Annotated in this window: 13 protein-coding genes; 4 read left to right on the forward strand and 9 right to left on the reverse strand. The window is 75.9% G+C overall.

From position 1 onward, the window contains the following. Window positions 1-110: 110 nt before the first annotated feature. Both ACWCYO_RS06855 and ACWCYO_RS06860 read left to right on the forward strand, forming a co-directional pair. Entirely contained in the window at window positions 111-860 is a 750-nt protein-coding gene (locus ACWCYO_RS06855) for a class I SAM-dependent methyltransferase (protein WP_270147202.1), read from the forward strand. Beyond that, window positions 857-1,918 carry a prenyltransferase/squalene oxidase repeat-containing protein gene (locus tag ACWCYO_RS06860; RefSeq protein WP_270147203.1) on the forward strand — a complete coding sequence of 354 codons (1,062 nt, stop codon included), beginning with the start codon at window positions 857-859 and terminating at the stop codon, window positions 1,916-1,918. The genes ACWCYO_RS06855 and ACWCYO_RS06860 overlap by 4 nt, the downstream gene beginning before the upstream one ends. Before the next feature lie 66 nt (window positions 1,919-1,984). On the opposite strand, the gene ACWCYO_RS06865 is transcribed toward ACWCYO_RS06860, so the two are convergent. The 5 genes from ACWCYO_RS06865 to ACWCYO_RS06885 all read right to left on the reverse strand — a co-directional run bounded on the left by ACWCYO_RS06865 (window position 1,985) and on the right by ACWCYO_RS06885 (window position 7,710). Continuing rightward, complete coding sequence (locus ACWCYO_RS06865) at window positions 1,985-2,890, reverse strand: hypothetical protein (RefSeq protein WP_270147204.1); 906 nt, start codon at window positions 2,888-2,890, stop codon at window positions 1,985-1,987. A 209-nt stretch (window positions 2,891-3,099) separates the two neighbouring features. After that, window positions 3,100-4,086, reverse strand: a complete 987-nt coding sequence (locus ACWCYO_RS06870) for an N-acetylmuramoyl-L-alanine amidase (RefSeq protein WP_449783619.1) — start codon at window positions 4,084-4,086, stop codon at window positions 3,100-3,102. A gap of 7 nt (window positions 4,087-4,093) precedes the next feature. Beyond that, window positions 4,094-5,371, reverse strand: coding sequence for a hypothetical protein (locus tag ACWCYO_RS06875; RefSeq protein WP_449783620.1), 1,278 nt, complete (start codon window positions 5,369-5,371; stop codon window positions 4,094-4,096). A 217-nt stretch (window positions 5,372-5,588) separates the two neighbouring features. Beyond that, entirely contained in the window at window positions 5,589-6,242 is a 654-nt protein-coding gene (locus tag ACWCYO_RS06880) for a class I SAM-dependent methyltransferase (RefSeq protein WP_270147209.1), read from the reverse strand. A gap of 115 nt (window positions 6,243-6,357) precedes the next feature. Next, entirely contained in the window at window positions 6,358-7,710 is a 1,353-nt protein-coding gene (locus tag ACWCYO_RS06885) for a M48 family metallopeptidase (RefSeq protein WP_449783621.1), read from the reverse strand. A 164-nt stretch (window positions 7,711-7,874) separates the two neighbouring features. Between ACWCYO_RS06885 and ACWCYO_RS06890 the strand changes: the two genes are divergently transcribed. Further along, a complete protein-coding gene (locus ACWCYO_RS06890) occupies window positions 7,875-8,957 on the forward strand; it encodes an alcohol dehydrogenase catalytic domain-containing protein (protein ID WP_449783622.1) in 1,083 nt (360 codons plus the stop codon). An 87-nt stretch (window positions 8,958-9,044) separates the two neighbouring features. Here the strand turns inward: ACWCYO_RS06890 and ACWCYO_RS06895 are convergent, their stop codons facing one another. The 4 genes from ACWCYO_RS06895 to lanL all read right to left on the reverse strand — a co-directional run bounded on the left by ACWCYO_RS06895 (window position 9,045) and on the right by lanL (window position 14,826). Beyond that, window positions 9,045-9,218: a hypothetical protein gene (locus ACWCYO_RS06895; RefSeq protein WP_270147212.1), complete on the reverse strand. Its 174-nt coding sequence runs from the start codon at window positions 9,216-9,218 to the stop codon at window positions 9,045-9,047. A gap of 319 nt (window positions 9,219-9,537) precedes the next feature. After that, window positions 9,538-9,681: a VenA family class IV lanthipeptide gene (locus ACWCYO_RS06900; protein WP_270147213.1), complete on the reverse strand. Its 144-nt coding sequence runs from the start codon at window positions 9,679-9,681 to the stop codon at window positions 9,538-9,540. Window positions 9,682-9,826: 145 nt separating this feature from the next. Further along, on the reverse strand, window positions 9,827-11,818 hold the full coding sequence (locus ACWCYO_RS06905) for a S9 family peptidase (RefSeq protein ID WP_270147214.1): 1,992 nt from the start codon (window positions 11,816-11,818) through the stop codon (window positions 9,827-9,829). After that, complete coding sequence (gene lanL / locus ACWCYO_RS06910; protein WP_449783623.1) at window positions 11,815-14,826, reverse strand: class IV lanthionine synthetase LanL; 3,012 nt, start codon at window positions 14,824-14,826, stop codon at window positions 11,815-11,817. The genes ACWCYO_RS06905 and lanL overlap by 4 nt, the downstream gene beginning before the upstream one ends. 460 nt (window positions 14,827-15,286) lie before the next feature. Here lanL and ACWCYO_RS06915 point away from each other — a divergent pair, with 460 nt between their 5' ends. After that, the gene (locus tag ACWCYO_RS06915) at window positions 15,287-16,123 is read left to right on the forward strand and encodes a Nif3-like dinuclear metal center hexameric protein (RefSeq protein WP_449783624.1); all 837 of its coding nucleotides are present in this window, start codon (window positions 15,287-15,289) and stop codon (window positions 16,121-16,123) included. The last annotated feature ends 16 nt before the right edge of the window (window positions 16,124-16,139 follow it).

Here is a 16,139-nt window from a genome sequence, read left to right on the forward strand (position 1 = left end):
CCCGGGCATCAGGCGAGTCACCTGACGAAGCCTTCTGACGAAGCCTTCTGGCGAAGCGTGCTGACGAAACGTCGGAAACGCTTGGTTGCAATAGGAATGGGAGCCCTGCAGTGCTGACCGTCGATTTCTCGCGCTTCCCGCTCGCCCCCGGCGACCGGGTGCTCGACCTGGGCTGCGGCGGGGGCCGGCACGCGTTCGAGTGCTACCGCCGCGGCGCCAACGTGATCGCCCTCGACCAGAACGCCGAGGAGATCGCCGAGGTCAAGAAGTGGTTCGCCGCGATGGAGCTGGCCGGCGAGGCCCCCGAGGGCGCGTCGGCGGTCGCGATGGAGGGCAACGCGCTGGCGCTGCCGTTCGAGGACGAGTACTTCGACAAGATCATCATCTCCGAGGTGATGGAGCACATACCCGACGACAAGGGCGTGCTCAACGAGATGTTCCGCGTCCTCAAGCCGGGCGGCCTGCTCGCCGTCACCGTGCCGCGCTGGCTGCCGGAGAAGATCTGCTGGGCGCTGTCCGACGAGTACCACGAGGTCGAGGGCGGTCACATCCGGATCTACCGGGGTGACGAGCTGCTCGGCAAGCTCAAGGACGCCGGCCTGGAGCCGTACGGCACCCACCACGCGCACGCGCTGCACTCGCCGTACTGGTGGATCAAGTGCGCCGTCGGCGTGGACAACGACAAGGCGCTGCCGGTCAAGGCGTACCACCAGCTGCTGGTCTGGGACATCGTCGGGACCCCGGTGATCAGCACCCTCACCAGGGCCGCCGAGAAGGCGCTCAACCCGGTCATCGGCAAGAGCTTCGTCGCCTACGCCGCCAAGCCGAACCGCACGGAGCCCGGGCAGGCGGGCGCATGACCCCCGCCGTCCCCGAGGTGCTGCTGCTCGACGGGGTGCTGGACGCCGAGCAGGCGGCCGACACCGTCCGCAGCATCCTGGCCGAGCAGCGCCCCGACGGCGCCATCCCGTGGTTCGCCGGCCACCACCTCGACCCGTGGGACCACACCGAGGCCGCGATGGCCCTCGACACCGCCGGCGAGCACGCCGCCGCCGAGGCCGCCTACCGCTGGCTCGCCGCGCAGCAGAACCCGGACGGTTCCTGGTACGCCGCGTACACCGACGGCGTGGTCACCGACCGGGCCAAGGAGAGCAACTTCTGCGCGTACATCGCGGTCGGGGTCTGGCACCACCACCTCAGCGCCGGCGACGACGCCTTCCTGGAGTGGATCTGGCCGGTGGTCCGGCGGGCGCTGGACTTCATCGTCGGCCTGCGGCTGCCCGACGGCCCGATCGCCTGGCGGGTCGACGAGGACGGCGCCGCGACCGGGGAGGCGCTGCTCACCGGCTCGTCCAGCATCCTGCACGCGCTGCGCTGCGGCCTGGCCATCGCCGACTACCTGGAGGAGCCGCAGCCCGACTGGGAGCTCGCGGCAGGCCGGCTGCGGCACGCCATCGCCCACCACCCCGAGCGGTTCCTGGACAAGGGCCGCTACTCGATGGACTGGTACTACCCGGTGCTCGGCACCGGCCTGCGCGGCGACGCGGCGCTGGCCCGGATCGAGCGGGACTGGGACCGCTTCGTCGTCCCCGGCCTCGGCGTGCGCTGCGTCAGCGACCGCCCGTGGGTGACCGGCGGGGAGAGCGCCGAACTGGCCCTCGCGCTCTGGGCGATCGGCCAGTCCGACCGCGCGGTGGACATCCTGCGCTGGATCCAGAAGCACCTGCGGCACCAGGACGGCTCGTACTGGACCGGGTACGTCTTCGAGGACGACGCGATCTGGCCCGAGGAGCGCACCACCTGGACGGCCGGGGCGCTGCTGCTCGCGGTGGCCGCGCTCGGCGGGGACCCGGCGACCGTCGCGGTCTTCGGCGGGGAGCAGCTGCCCGCCGGGCTGGTGGTCCAGGACTGCTGCTGAGCCCACGAAGACCGAAGGGGCGGGACCGGTGATCCGGTCCCGCCCCTTCGGCGTGCTCGACGGGCGTCAGCCGCGCTGGATGCCCGCGGTGTCGGCCAGCACGCCCTGGGTGCCGTCCGCCAGCTGGGCGACCAGGGCCGCGCCGCGCTGCTCGACGGCCAGGTACCAGGTGCCCGGCACGAGCTCGCCGACCGGGGCGCCGGCCGGGTTGTCCTTCGGGGCCAGCTGGCGCGGGGCCGGGACGGCGAACCAGAACGGCTGGAAGTCCGCCGCCGGGGCGGCCGGCTGCTGGGCGGCGGCCGGGGTCGGCTGCGGGGCCGGGGCGCCGGCGTCATGCGGCTGCACCGGCTGGCCGGCGGCCGGGTAGCCGTACCCGCCGGGGACCGGCTGGGCGCCGAAGGCCGGGTCGTGGGCCTGGCCCGGGTAGCCGTACTGGCCGGGCTGACCGGGGGCACCCGGGTGACCGGGCTGACCCGGCATCGGGTAGCCGCCCTGGTACGGGCCGGCGGCCGGGCGGTCGGTGACCAGCGGGGCCTTCAGCGCGGGCACCAGCGGCGCGGCCGCGGCCGCACCGGCCAGCACGATCAGCGAGATGAGGCCGAGCCAGGCGCCGAAGCCGTGGCCGTAGCCGGGGATCGACGGGCCGCCGCCCAGCGCCCAGATCGAGGTCCACAGCGCCGCGACGGCGAACGCGATGCCCCACTGGTCCAGCCGCAGGCCGAGCACCTGGCGGTTGGCGGCGGCGGGGCCCTGGAAGCGCTGCACCAGGATCAGGACGGCGGCGGCGATGCCCAGCAGGTAGATCGAGGGCAGGATGGGGAACAGCTCGGTGCTCCACGCGTTCTGCGAGGTGTTCCCGCAGTACCGGCCGCTGCAGTCCACGGACCAGTAAGGCAGGAAGGAGGCGATGAACAGCAGGACGGCCGCGCCTGCGACGGCGGCGTCTCCCCTGGTGAGAGCGCGCAGATTCACTTACGTTCCCCTCGTTGACGTGTCGTGGACGGTGCTTCGCGCGGTCGGGCTGACCGGCCGAAACTCCCGAACGGACCAGAAGCCTAGGCCCAACCGTCCTGCCGGTGCACGGCGGGACCGGGAACGGGTCGAAGTCGTTGCAAACCGTGCGGGCCCGGTGGTGCGTCGTCCACCGGGCCCGCCCGTCCCAACTCCCTTGCCGGGCCCGCTCAGTGCGTGGTCAGGAAGGCGGTCAGCGCGTCGGCGATCCCCTGGGCGGCCTGCTGCCGCCACTGAGGGTCCGTCATCCGTCGGGCGTCCGCGGAGTTGCGCATGTTACCGCACTCGATGAACACCTTGGGAACCGCGGAGAGGTTGAGGCCGCCCAGGTCGGAGCGGGTGTCCAGGCCCTCGTCCGCGACGTAGTCGGCGTACGGCTCGCCGGTCGCGGCGTGGAAGCGGTCGCGCAGCAGCAGGCCGAGGCGGTGCGAGGGTTCGACGATCGCGGAGTTGTCCGCCTTGCCGGCGACCACCCTGGCGGGCATGATCACGTGGAAGCCGCTGCCGCTCGCCGGACCGCCGTCGCCGTGCACCGAGACCGCGACGTCGGCGTGCGCGTCGGCGCCCGCCCTGGCGCGCTCGTCCACGCACGGGCCCCAGGGGCGGTCACCGTCCTGGGTGAACACCACCTTGGCGCCCCGGGCGGTCAGCAGGGCGCGGGCCCGGCGGGTGACGTCCAGGGTGTAGTCGGCCTCGGTGTAGCCGGCGTCGGTCTCGGTGCCGGTGGTGTCGCACTCCTTGTGGGCGTTGCCGATGTCGACCTGACGGTTGATCTCGGTGGGGTGGGCGAAGTTGCCGGGGTTGTGGCCGGGGTCGAGCACGATGGTGCGGCCGGTGAGGTCGGCGGGGGGCGCCGCGGTGGGGGTCTCCGGGGTGGGGGTTTCCGCGGTGGGGGTCGACGTCTCGGTGGGCGTGCCCGTCGGCGTGGCGCCCGTCGGGGTGCTGCCGGCCGGCGGCGCCATCGGGGTGGCCGGGGCCTGGCTGGTGGAGACGACGGCGCCCGGCGACGCGGCGGCCGAGGCGCCCGCCGGGCCGGAGTCGTCCAGGGCCCGCCAGCCGAACCAGCCCGCCGTGCACAGCGGTACGACCGCGGCCACCACGGTGGTGGCGCGCAGCAGGGCGGAACGGCGGGGCGGTCGGGAGGTCGGGCCGGTCACGGGTGGTTCAGATCCTGTCCGAGGTGGGCGGGGTGAGACCGTAAGTGGTCGCGATCGGCTTCCACTTGTTCAGGAAGTCGTTCTTCGCCTGGGTGGCCTGCGGGTTGAGTTCGTCCGCGTGCTTCTTGTCCGCCGTGCTCGGCGCGGTGCCGGAGCAGCCCTGGGCGACGACGGCGCGCGCCCAGCTCGCGTACGCCCGGTCGACGTCGGCGGACAACTGCCAGGCGGACTTGAGCGAGTTCACCGCGTCCGTGCCGCCCGGCAGGTCCGTGACGCTCAGCTTGCCGAGCTTGCCCAGCAGGCCGTCGCGCTGCTTGGCACCGCCGTCGAAGACCTGCGCCGCGCTCTCGATGTCGGCCTTCGCGGGGCAACTGGTCACCTTGGCCACCGCGTTGCCGATCTGGGCCCGGGCGTTCCCGCCCTCGGTGAGCAGGGCGTCCAGTGCCTGGGCCTGGGCCTTGGCGTTGGGGCCGGCGCCGGTCGCGGTCGGGGAGGGCGAACCGGAGGGCGTGGCCGTGGCGCTCGGCGCGGCGTCCGTACCGGTGGGCGCGGGGGCGGGCGGCGGGTTGCCGGAGTCGGTCGTGGTGGCGGCCGAAGGGGCGGGCGCGGCCTGGTCGTTCTTGCCGCCGTCGTTGCCGGTGGTCGCGTACAGCAGGCCGCCGCCGACCGCCAGGACCAGCAGCACCGCGAAGCCGATCAGCAGCGGGGTCCTGCGGTCGGCCGGGCGGTCCCGGTCGTCCTCGTCCTCGTCGTCGAGCGGCTGGGCGGTCGGGTAGTCCGGCTGGGCGGGGTACGGGGGCTGCTGGAACGGGGCCTGCTGGTACGGGCCGGCCGTGGGCGGCGGCGGGTAGACGTAGCCGGGGCCCGGGAGCTGCCCGCCCTGGGAGCCGCGGTCCTGCGGGGTCGCGTGGGAGGGGAACGGCGTGGGCGCGGGCGGGCCCGCCGAGGGCGGGGCGCCCGGGGGCGGCGGGGCGACCCGGGGGAGGGCGGTGGTGGGCGCCCCGGGGCCCGGTTCCGTGGCGGGCATCGGGGTGGGCATCGGGGTGGGCGCGGGGGCCGGTGCCGACATGTCCGGCGGCGGGCCGAAGCCCGGGGCGGTGGACAGGTACGGGCGGGCGCCCAGCGGCGGTCCCTGATCGCCGACCGCGCCCGCGGTGGGGGGCGCCGGCGGTTCGCCGGGGGCGGACCCGGCGTCCGGGTGCTGCGGATTGCGGACCCAGCCGCCCGCGCCGCCGCGCGCGGTCGGGTCCCAGACCGCCGGAGCGGTGTTGTGCTGGTCCGTCATGTGCCGCTAGCCCCCACCGTCCGCCGATGCTCTGCCTGGTGCTGCCGCCCGTGCCGCAGCTGCCTGGTGCTGCGCGGCCACCGTACCGTTCGAGCACGCGCCCGACAGCCCCGGCACGACGTTAGAGCATCCGGGCGGGGCTGTGGGGGCGATCTCGCGGGGTGGTCGGGGCGGTCGGGGCGGTCGGGGCGGGGCCGTCAGGGCCGGTCCGGGTCGGTCAGGCGGCGGTCCGGCGCAGCACGCGCAGCGAGCCGGTCACCGAGACCTCCTCGAAGCCCTCGGCCAGCGCCCGCAGGTACACCCGGTACGGGGCCTGGCCGCCGTCCGCCGGGTCCGGGAACACGTCGTGCACCACCAGCAGGCCCTCCGGCGCCAGGTGCGGTGCCCAGCCCTCGTAGTCGCCGGTGGCGTGCTCGTCGGTGTGCCCGCCGTCGATGAAGACCAGGGCCAGCGGCCGGCCCCACAGCGCGGCGATCTGCGGCGAGCGGCCGACCAGCGCGACCACGTGCTCCTCCAGCCCGGCGGCGTGCAGGGTGCGACGGAACCGGGGCAGGGTGTCCATCCGCCCGACCTCCGGGTCCACCAGGGTCGGGTCGTGGTACTCCCAGCCGGGCTGCTGCTCCTCCGAGCCGCGGTGGTGGTCCACGGTCAGCGCGACCGTCCCGGCCTCCCGGGCCGCGGCCGCCAGCAGGACCGCCGAGCGCCCGCAGTAGGTGCCGATCTCCAGCACCGGCAGCCCGGTGCGCCGGGCCGCCGCCACCGCCGCCGCGTACAGCGCGAGCCCCTCGTCCACCGGCATGAACCCGGTGGCCGCCTCGAACGCCGCCAGCACCTCCGGCGCCGGACGGGCGCCCTCCAGCAGGTCGGACATGCGGTGCTCCTCGGGTTCGGACGGCGGACGGACGTGCTCGGACCCTACTCGACGGTAGCCGCGGCGACGGTGCCGGGTCGCCGGTCCGATCAGCGGGTGCGGTGGGCCGGTGCCGTCAGCCGGTGAGGAACTCGGCGGCGATCCGGGCCCGGTACGGGGCCAGCTCGGCGGCGATCGCCCCGACCTCGGTGGCGGTGGCGGTGACGGCGGCGGGCCGGGCCCCGGACCGGTCGACCAGGGCGATCCGCAGGTGGGTCGGCGGATGCGAACCGTCCACGGCGGTACGGTCGCGGGCGCTGAGCCGCTGCAACCGCTCCTGCTCCACGGCGGGGACGGAGGCGAGGTGCTCGCGCACCCGCTCCCAGAGCAGGTCCGGGGTGGCCTGCTCCTGGGCGGTTCGCTCGGGACCGTCCTCGCTCCGGCGCTTCCGCGAGCGGACCACCCGGGGACGCTGCCGCTCCTCCGCCCGGACCCGGTTGATCGCGGTACCCACCGCGTTGTCGAGCAGCAGCACCGAGAGCATCCCCCGGGCCGCCTCGCTGCCGCCCACCCGGACGGCGAGGGCGTCCGCGCGGTACTCCGCCTGCTGGCCGGCCCGGGAGGTGAGCCGGTCGAACAGCCGCAGGCCCTGGAGCAACAGCCAGGCGACGGCCCGCAGCACCATCCGGCCGAGGACCGCGCCGGCTCGGATCAGCAGCGAGAGCTCGTCGGCTCGCCGCTGGCCCCAGACATGGCCCGGGCGGGCCATGTCGTACCAGCCCGAGAGCGCCGACATCGCGCTGTGCAGCCAGAACGAGCGCCGGGGGTCGCCGTTGACGTGGTGTCCGAACTCGTGGCCGAGCAGGGCGATCCGCTGCCGGTCGTCCAGCACCTCCCACAGCGGTAGGCCCAGCCAGAGGACGGGCCGGCGGCGCAGCCCGACCAGCCCGTACGAGGCGTTGAACTCGTCGGTGACCTGGATGACGGCCACCGGCACGGCACCGACCTCGGCGGCCACCCGGTCGGCCAGTCCGTACAACGCGGGCGCCCGGTCGCGGCCGAGGCAGTTCTCGTCGCGCGGCAGCCGCCCGAGCCGGGGCCGCAGGGTGACGACGAACACCAGCAGCATCGCGCCGGTGCAGCGCTGCACGACGTTCCCGGTGACGAGCAGCCAGAGCGCCAGGCAGCACAGGCCGACGGTGACGAGGTGGACCAGACCGGCGGCGGCGGAGGCGAGCAGCCAGTCGAGGCGAGCGGTGGGGGAAGCGCCTCCGGCGGCCTGTTCCTCGAACAGCCGGTCGGTGCGGTCGGCCGCCGCCCGTTCCCGCCGGGTTGGCTCGGGGGCGCGGTCCTGACCGGGGACGAGGTTCCAGTCGCAGGCCGGGCACCAGGCGACGAAGCGCGGGTCGTCGGTCAGGGCGGCGCGACAGCGGGGGCAGGGCCCGCCGTGGGCGGGTATGCCGGAGGGTGTCTCGATGGATGTGGCCACGTCGGAGATGATGGCGCGCCGGTGGTGCGCGTGTAGTGCGTTTTCGTGGAGCCGCTGGTCGGGCGGGTGGTCCGGGGTGGTTCTGGAACGCGTTCCAGTGAGCCGCCGGAGGCCGTGCCAGAATCGCCCCGACCCTTGACCCGAGGCACACCGGGAGCAGCCCCATGCGCGCAGCCGTTCTGCACAAGACCGGCCAGGACACCCTCGACGTCCGGGAGGACGTCACCGCGGTCGGTTTCGGACCGGGCACCGTACGGGTCCGGATGCGCGCCGCCAGCCTGTGTCACTCGGACCTCTCCGCGATGAGCGGCGTCCTGCCGCAGCCCGCGCCGTTCGTCCCCGGGCACGAGGGCGCCGGGGACGTCGTCGAGGTCGGCGAGGGCGTGACCGGCGTCGCCCCCGGGGACCGGGTGGTGCTCTGCTGGATGCCCCCCTGCGGCCGCTGCGCCCACTGCGAGCGCGGCCGCGGCCACCTGTGCGTCGCCAGCCTGCGGCGGCTCGGCGCGCCCGGCTTCCGGCTGGCCGAGGACGGCACCGAGGCCTCCGGCTTCTACGGCACCGGTGCCTTCGCCGAGGAGGTGGTGGTCGCCGCCGACGCCGTCATCAAGGTGCCGGCCGACCTCCCGTACGAGGCCGCCGCGCTCATCGGCTGCGGGGTGACCACCGGCATCGGCGCCGCGGTCAACACCGCCCGGGTCGAACCCGGTTCCACGGTCGCGGTGATCGGCGCGGGCGGCGTCGGCGTGGCCACCGTCCAGGGTGCCCGGGTCTGCGGTGCCGCCCGGATCACCGTCGTCGACCCGGTGGCCTCCCGCCGCGAGCGGGCACTCGCCTTCGGCGCCACCGAGGCGATCGCCCCCGAGGAGCTGAAGGCCGCCGCCAAGGGCCTGCCCGGCGGCGGCTTCGACTACGTCTTCGAGGCGGTCGGCCGCGCGGCCACCGTCCGGGCCGGCTACGACGCGGCCCGGCGCGGCGGCGCGGTCGTCGTCATCGGCGCGGGCGCGCAGGACGACCTCGCGCAGTTCGCCATGGGCGAGCTGTTCTTCAACGAGAAGCGGCTGCTGCCCTCGCTGTACGGCGGGGCGCCGGTGGCCCGCACCGTCGGACTGGTCGTGGACCTGTGGCGGGCCGGACGGATCGACCTCGACGGGATGATCACCCACCGGGTCGGGCTGGCGGACGTGAACCTGGCGGTCGAGCAGATGCGCGGCGGCGAGGCGCTGCGGACGGTGGTCTCGCTCGGCTAGCTCTGTCTTCTTCCGGGCCCATGACGGGCGAGGGCCCGCCGGGATGTGTCCTCGGCGGGCCCTCGCGGGTGCGGTCGTTCCTCGGGATCAGCCCTGGGCGCCGGCCGCGCGGTGGCGGCCGTGCGGGTCGGCCCCGGGGGTGTCGTCGGAGGCGGAGCCACCGCGGTGGCGACCGTGCGACGCGGTGTCCTCGGCCGTCTTCTCGTCGGCGTCGGTCCCGGTGATCGCGGGGCCGGTGGTGTCGGTGAGGGTGTCGGACATGAGAAATCGTCTTCCGTGCGGAGGGTGCAGGTCATCGGCGCCCGCCCGGCGCCTGCGGCACACGGTCGGGTCCCCGATCGGGCGCTCGGTACGCGCCACAGCCGGTGATCGCGGCCCGTGCCCCGGCCACCATAACGGCCGGGACGGACGAGATCCTATCGACCTCGTGGGGCGAGTCCCGCCCCGCCCGGGGTGGCTGACCGACGCCTTCGCCGCCCGGCGGCCGACCGCACCCAGCTGCGAGAAGTCGGTGCGGGAAGACCGGTGCCGTCCCCGCCTGTCCGGACAGGCGGGGACGGCACCCGTGGGCCGAACCTGATCAGCTGTTGGTGAAGATCAGGCAGGTCAGGACGAGACAGGTGTACTGGCAGCCGCTGCCGTGGCCGGTCAGCTCGACCGACTCGGTCTCCGGCAGGTCCTGCAGCGCCGCGAGGTCGGTCTCGAAGTCCACCATGTTCTCCATGGTCGGATCCTCCCCTTGAGGTGCGCCCGCGGCGATCTGCCTGCGGGCATCGGGTGTTCGCCCCGGGCGGCCTCCATCCGCCGCGCCGGGGGTCGTGCCCCGGGCCGCCGTGGGCCCGGGAGTCCGTGGTGTGTGTGGTGAGGGGTCAGCCCGGTCGGCCGGTCCGCAGGAACGCGGCCAGCAGTTCGTGCAGCACGGCGGCGCCCTCCTCGGCGAGCACCTCGTGTCCGGAGCCGGCCGCCTCGACGTACCGGAAGTCCGCGCCCTCGACCCGCCCGATCCGCAGCAACTCGTGGCGCAGCGAACGGGATTGGCTCACCGGCACCACCTCGTCCCGGTTGCCGTGCACCACCAGCAGCGGCGCGCTCAGCCGGTGCGCCAGCTGGAGCACGTCGCGCGGACCGCGGGCGTCCAGGACCGGCTCGCCGCCGCCGAGCCGGGTGGTCAACGCCCGTACGGGTGGCGCCGCTTCGGCGAGCAGCCGGGCGCCGGACAGGAACGGTGCGACCACCGCACAGCGGGCGACCTGCTCGGCGGGGGCGTGCGCGGCCGCCAGCAGGGCCAGGAACGCGCCGTAGCTGACCCCGAACAGGGCGGGCGGTTCCAGGCCGAGTGCAGCGCGCTGACCGGCGATGCCCTCCAGCAGGTACAGCACGTCGTCCAGGTCCGGACCGCCCCAGGCGCCCCGGATCGCCAGCGCGTGCGGCACCCCGTAGCCGGTGGAGCCGCGCTGGTTGGGCGCGACCACGGCCAGACCCTCGGCGGCCATCCGCTGCAGCGCCGGGTCGAACTCCAGCCGCCAGGCGTCCGCCGGTCCGCCGTGCAGCGCCAGCACCAGGTGCGGGCTGCTCAGCCAGGCGTCCCCGCCGTACACCACGGCCTCCAAGGGGCCTGCCGGGCCCGCGAGTTCGAGGCTCTGCGCGGGCTGCCAGCGGCCGCCGTCACCGGGCGGGGTGCTGCCGTCCAGGCGCCAGCCGGCGGGCGGGGCGGGCGAGCTGCGCGGTCCGCCGGGCTGCCAGGGCAGTGCGGTGTCCCGCCAGGGGCCGGGCAATCCCGAGCCCAGCGGGGCGAGTTGGAGCGGCAGCGGGATCGGGGCCGATCCTGCCGGAGCCGGTCCGTGCGCCAGCAGGGCGTCCACGTCCAGGGTGGCCAGCGCCGCCGGGTGATCGGGGGAGGAGTACGGGATCCGCAGTCCCGCCTCGTCCCAGTGCCCGACCGCGCCCAGCCGCCCGGGCGGCACCGGCAGCGGGTCCAGCCGGCCGACGCCGGGCCGCCACAGGGCGAGCGCCGACCCGGCGCCGTGGTCGATCTGCACCGCGACCCGGGGGCCGTCCGCCGCCTGCCGAAGCGCGACCGGCCGCAGGAACATGCCCGTGACGTGCAGGCGTTCCGGGAACCGCAGCGGCTCCCCGCCGCCCAGCACGCCCCAGCCCAGCCGATCGGTGCCGGGCGCGTCGCTGCGCACCATCGCGAAGCGGCTGTCCGGGTCGAACAGCACCAGCCGGTCGTTGCTGTGCTCGCCGATCTCCAGCAGCGGGGTCGTGATGCCGCTGCGCAGGTCCAGCACCACGCTGCGGACCAGCCCGCCGGCCACCCGGTCCAGCGCGAGCAGCGCGCCCGCGTGGTCCAGCCAGGCGCCGCCGCCGTGCAGGCCGGGGATCTCGGCGACCCGTACCGGCTCGCTGCCGTCCACCCGGACCAGCCACGCGGTGGTCGCCGGGCGGGTGTCCGTGCCGAGGGCGATCGCCACCGGGGTGCGCGGGTCGGCGCCGGGCGGCACCGGGAGCGCCAGTAGGCGCAGTCCGGGCATCCGGAGCGTGGCCAACTGCTCCTCCACGGTGCCGTTCTCACCGTACGAGAGGCGGACCAGGTCGTGCCGCTCGCCGTCGTGCCGGCAGACCAGCACCGAGCCGTCGGGCAGCGCGACCAGCTGCGAACGCAGGCTCTCCGAGCGGTTGCCGGGCAGCGGCAGCGCGGCCGGCGCGGCCGCTGAACCGTCCGGCGGGAGGCGCCAACTCTCCACGTACCAGCCGCTGTCGGCTGCCGAGGCCAGGCAGGCCGCGTGGCTGCCGTCGGCGGCGAAGGCGAAGCTCAGCCGGCGCAGGGCCTGGGTGGTGGTGCGGGTGGCCACGTTCACGCCTCGCTCACCCCGCTTGAGTGGTGGGGGAGTTGCCGCCGAACGGGGGAGACCGGGTCCAGCCAGAGCCGGGGGCCGCCGTGGCGGAGCCGGAGCAGGAAGGCCAACGGCCCTGCGGTGCCGGTGCCGTAGCCGGCGGCGCAGCCGGTGCCGGTCTCGTCGGGGAGGACCAGCAGGCCGTCCCGCAGTGCGGAGCGGGCGGTGATCACATCGGCCAACTCCCTTGCGCTGGTGCGGAATTCCCGCTCGCCGGTGGCCTCGGCGAGATCCAGCAGGTACTCGCCGTCGCCGGCCGAGCCGTGGCAGGCGCTCACCCCGCTGTGCCAGCGGCCGGCCAGCACGGCCCGGCCGGCGGCGCGGGCGAGGCCGAGGGCTTCGGCGTCGCCGGTGGCCCGCCACAGCCGCAGCAGGAAGCTGCCCGCGCCGGAGGAGCCGCTGCACCAGTGCGAGAGCCGGAGGTGCTCCGGATCGCCCGCGCTCTGCGGCCACCAGGCGGTGCTCCGCTCGGCGTCGCCCCACCGTACGGTCGCGCCGAGCGTCCGCCCGGCAGCGAGCGCGGCGGCCGTGCAGTCCTCGCGCAGCGCGCGGTGGTCGGTCGCCCCGGCGGCGGCGAGGAGGAAGGCGCCCACGCCCGCCACGCCGTGGGCGAAGCCGAGGTGGGTGATCCCGGCGAGTGCCGAGTCGAAGTCGCCGGGCACCGGCCAGACCGTCCCGTACGGCTCCTGCCGCGCGGCGGCGAGCAGGGCGCGGGCGCAGCGGGCGGCCCGGTCGGCGAAGCCCGCGCGGGAGTCTTCGGCGAAGCCTTCGCCGAAGTGGTCCGCGGCGAAACGGAGTTGGGTGAACCCAGCGCCCGCCGCGCCGTGGCACACATCGGGGTTGGGCCACTCGACGGGCGCCCGCCGGGCGAGCGCCGCGGCCCGTTCGGCCGCGGCGTCGTCGCCCAGCGCGCGGGCGGCGTCCAGCAGCGCCCACGCCGTCCCCGAGCGCCCGAAGTGCAGCCCGGGCAGCACCACCGGCTCGGCGGCGACCCGCCGTTCGATCCAGTCCGCGGCGGTACGGGCCGTGCGGGCGGCCTCCGCCCGCACCTCGGCCGGCAGGCCGTCGGTCGCGACCGCCCGGGCCAGTACGGCGAGCACGCCCGCGGCGCCGTGCTGGACGTTGCACGGGTCGGTCCGCTCCCCGGCGGGCACGACGGGCCACAGCCGGTCGGACCGCTCGGGCGTCGCGCCGGCGGCGAGGTGCCGCAGGCCGTCGTGCAGCAGGCGGTCGAGCGCGGGGGTGTCCGCCGGTACGTCGGAGGGCGCCGGGTCGCCGCCCGGTCGGGGGACGGCGTGCCACAGCGGAGCGACGACGGCGGTGGACGCGGGGCCGGGTGGGTGCGGGCCGCTGCCACCCCGGCGCCCACTGAGCCGGGTGCTTCCCGCGGCGGGGCCGTCCGGTCGCCCGGCCGCGTCGTCCGCTCCAGCCCGCCCGGCCCGCCCGCCCAGGGCCTCCCGGGCCCGGGCCACCCCCCACCGTGCTGCCGGCTCCTCCGCCCGCAGGCCCAGGACCACCGGCGCCAGCCGCCGCGCCGTCGCACCCGAACGGGCTGCGAGGGCGAGCCAGCGTCCGAGGCGTTCGGCGACGGGCCGGGCCTGCGGAAGGTCCTCGGGCAGGAGCGGGTCGTGTCCGGTGGCGAGCAGGAAGAGCAGTCCGCCGAGCGCGTACAGGTCGACGGCCGGGGCGGCGAGGCTGGAGCCCGCGGGTGCGAGCCGGCCTTGTTCGGGGGCGCGGTAGCCGGGGGTGCCGGCGGTTCCGGCCCGGCGGCCGGTTTCGGCGGCGAGTTCGAGGTCGACCAGTCGCAGGCTGCCGTCCGGGCGGACCATGACGTTGCCGGGCGAGAGGTCGCGCAGCACCAGCCCTTGGGCGTGCACCCGCTCGACCAGGTCGAGCAGCCCGTGCGCCACCGGTCCGGCCTCGGCCCAGTCCACGTCGGGGCTGCCGTCGCGTCGCAGCCGGGCCGCGACCCAGCTGCCGAGCGGCTGTCCGGCGATCCGTTCCTGCACCAGGAAGAGGGAGTCGTCCTGCTCGATCAGTTCGACGGCGCGCGGTACCACCTCCTGCCCGTCCAGCCGGGCGAGCAGCGCGGCCTCGTGGCGCAGCGCGTCGCGGGCGTCCGTGCCGGCGCGGTCGACCTCGATGTGGGCGCGGGCCTGCTTGACCACGACCTCCGCGCCGCTCGCCGTCTCCCGGCCGAGGAACACGCCCCCCTTGGCGCCGTGCCGCACGGCGGCCGTCACCGCGTAGCGCCCGGCCAGCAGCACCCCGGCCCCGCCCCCGCTCCCGCGTTCGCGCGCGTTGGGGGGAGCGAACGGGTCCCGCACCCACCCCGGTGCCCGGTACGACCCACCGCGCACGTCCTCGGTGCGTTCCCCGCCCGGCCCGCGCAGCACCGAGCGGTACTCCCCGTCGTTGCCGAGCTCCGCCCGCGCCGCGAACGCGCCGTAGCGGTAGTGCACCCGGCTGCCCGGCCGGTACGGCCGGTCGGACAGCACCACCGGGCCGGGCAGTCCGGCCGTCACCCGGTCCAGCTCGGCCGCCAGCCGCTGGAACTGCGCGTCGTCGGCCGGGTAGACGGTGATGAACTTGCCCGCCGAACCACGTTCACTGTTACGGGAGTTGAGCTCGCGCAGCCGCTCCTCCGCAGCGGCGAACTTGAAGCTGCACGGGTCCACGGCGAGCACCCGCAGCACCGCCGCGAGCACCTCCCCGCCGACCATCGAGGCCGCGCTGACGTGGAGCTTCCAGCCCTGCTCCGGTAAGGGCGAGGACGCGGACGGCCTGGCCGTGCACCAGAAGCCCCCGACGGTGACCTCCCAAGCACCGCCGCCTCCCCGGCCTCCGGCACCGGCCAGTGCCGCCCGCGCCGCCTCCGGCCAGCCGCCGGCCGCATCATCCGGTCCGTGTCCCGCCGATCCCCCGCCCACAGCAGTACGCAGCGATGGGCCCGCCCCCATTCGCCACCACATCCCTTCGTCCGTTGTTGTCGGGGAACCCCTCCGGGGGGATGAGGACTGGGCCGCTCGATCGACGGGCCCGGACCGCGTCGGCAGCGCTCCCGCCCCGGCTTCCGGCCGGGGCGAACGGGGCAACTGCCGTTCGCAGGACTGAAGTTAGTTTCGAGAAAACCGCGGGCTCAACGCAGAGCCGGTCACTTCACTCGTAAGGGTGAGCCAGGGGCGGTTTCGAATTCGTACGAGAACCCTGCTGTGAGTAACGGTCGCCGGGCGTGCGGGAGCGCGCCGCCCGCGCGGGGCGCTCGGGGCGCCCCCGTCGCAGGTTGACGCGCATCCGTACGGCCCCGGCACCCGCGACCGAACGGGCCCGGCACCCGCGACCGAACGGCTCCGGACGCCCGCGCGGGACGCCGACGGCGTCCCCCGATCGGCCGAGGCCCGACCGCCCCCGCGCGCACGGTAGTCTCGACAGGTGCCGAAACTGTCCGACGTCATCACCGCGCTCGAAGAGGTCTACCCCCCGCAGTGGGCGGAGGCCTGGGACGCCGTCGGCCTGGTCTGCGGGGACCCTCAGGCCGAGGTCAGCCGCGTGCTGTTCGCCGTCGACCCCGTCCAGGCGGTCGTCGACGAGGCCGTGGAGTGGGGCGCCGACCTGGTGGTCACCCACCACCCCCTGTACCTGCGCGGCACCACCAGCGTCGCCGCCACCACCTTCAAGGGCCGGGTGGTGCACACGCTGATCAGCAACGGCATCGCGCTGCACGTCGCCCACACCAACGCCGACCACGCCGACCCCGGCGTCTCGGACGCCCTCGCAGAGGCGGTCGGTCTGCGGGTCACCGGTCCGCTGGTGCCGGACCCCACGGACCCGCTGGGCCGTCGCGGCTCCGGCCGGATCGGCCTGCTGGAGACCCCGCTGACGCTGTCCGCCTTCGCCGCGCAGGTCGCCAGTGGCCTGCCCGCCACCGCCGCCGGCGTACGCGTCTCCGGCGACCCGAACCGGCTGGTGAGCCGGGTGGCGGTGTGCGGCGGCTCGGGCGACGGCTTCCTCGCCGACGTGCGGGCGGCCGGCGTGGACGCCTACGTGACCGCCGACCTGCGCCACCACCCGGCCTCCGAGGCCACCGAGGCCGCGCCGGTCGCGCTGGTCGACGCCGCCCACTGGGCCACCGAGTGGCCCTGGCTCGGCCTGGCCGAGCGCGCCCTGCTGGCCGCCGCCGACCAGCGCGGCTGGGCCGTGGAGACCAAGGTCTCCCACCGGGTCACCGACCCGTGGACCGCGCACGCCCCCATGTCCTTCACCGCCTGACCCGATTCACAGGAGC

It is taken from the genome of Kitasatospora sp. NPDC001683 (assembly GCF_053596495.1).

Excerpts from the sequence above, each read along its gene's own strand:
- ACWCYO_RS06875 (WP_449783620.1), bottom strand. The coding sequence starts at position 5,371 with ATGACGGACCAGCACAACACCGCTCCGGCGGTCTGGGACCCGACCGCG.
- ACWCYO_RS06900 (WP_270147213.1), bottom strand. The coding sequence starts at position 9,681 with ATGGAGAACATGGTGGACTTCGAGACCGACCTCGCGGCGCTGCAGGAC.
- ACWCYO_RS06860 (WP_270147203.1), top strand. The coding sequence starts at position 857 with ATGACCCCCGCCGTCCCCGAGGTGCTGCTGCTCGACGGGGTGCTGGAC.
- lanL (WP_449783623.1), bottom strand. The coding sequence starts at position 14,826 with ATGTGGTGGCGAATGGGGGCGGGCCCATCGCTGCGTACTGCTGTGGGC.
- ACWCYO_RS06890 (WP_449783622.1), top strand. The coding sequence starts at position 7,875 with ATGCGCGCAGCCGTTCTGCACAAGACCGGCCAGGACACCCTCGACGTC.
- ACWCYO_RS06880 (WP_270147209.1), bottom strand. The coding sequence starts at position 6,242 with ATGTCCGACCTGCTGGAGGGCGCCCGTCCGGCGCCGGAGGTGCTGGCG.
- ACWCYO_RS06895 (WP_270147212.1), bottom strand. The coding sequence starts at position 9,218 with ATGTCCGACACCCTCACCGACACCACCGGCCCCGCGATCACCGGGACC.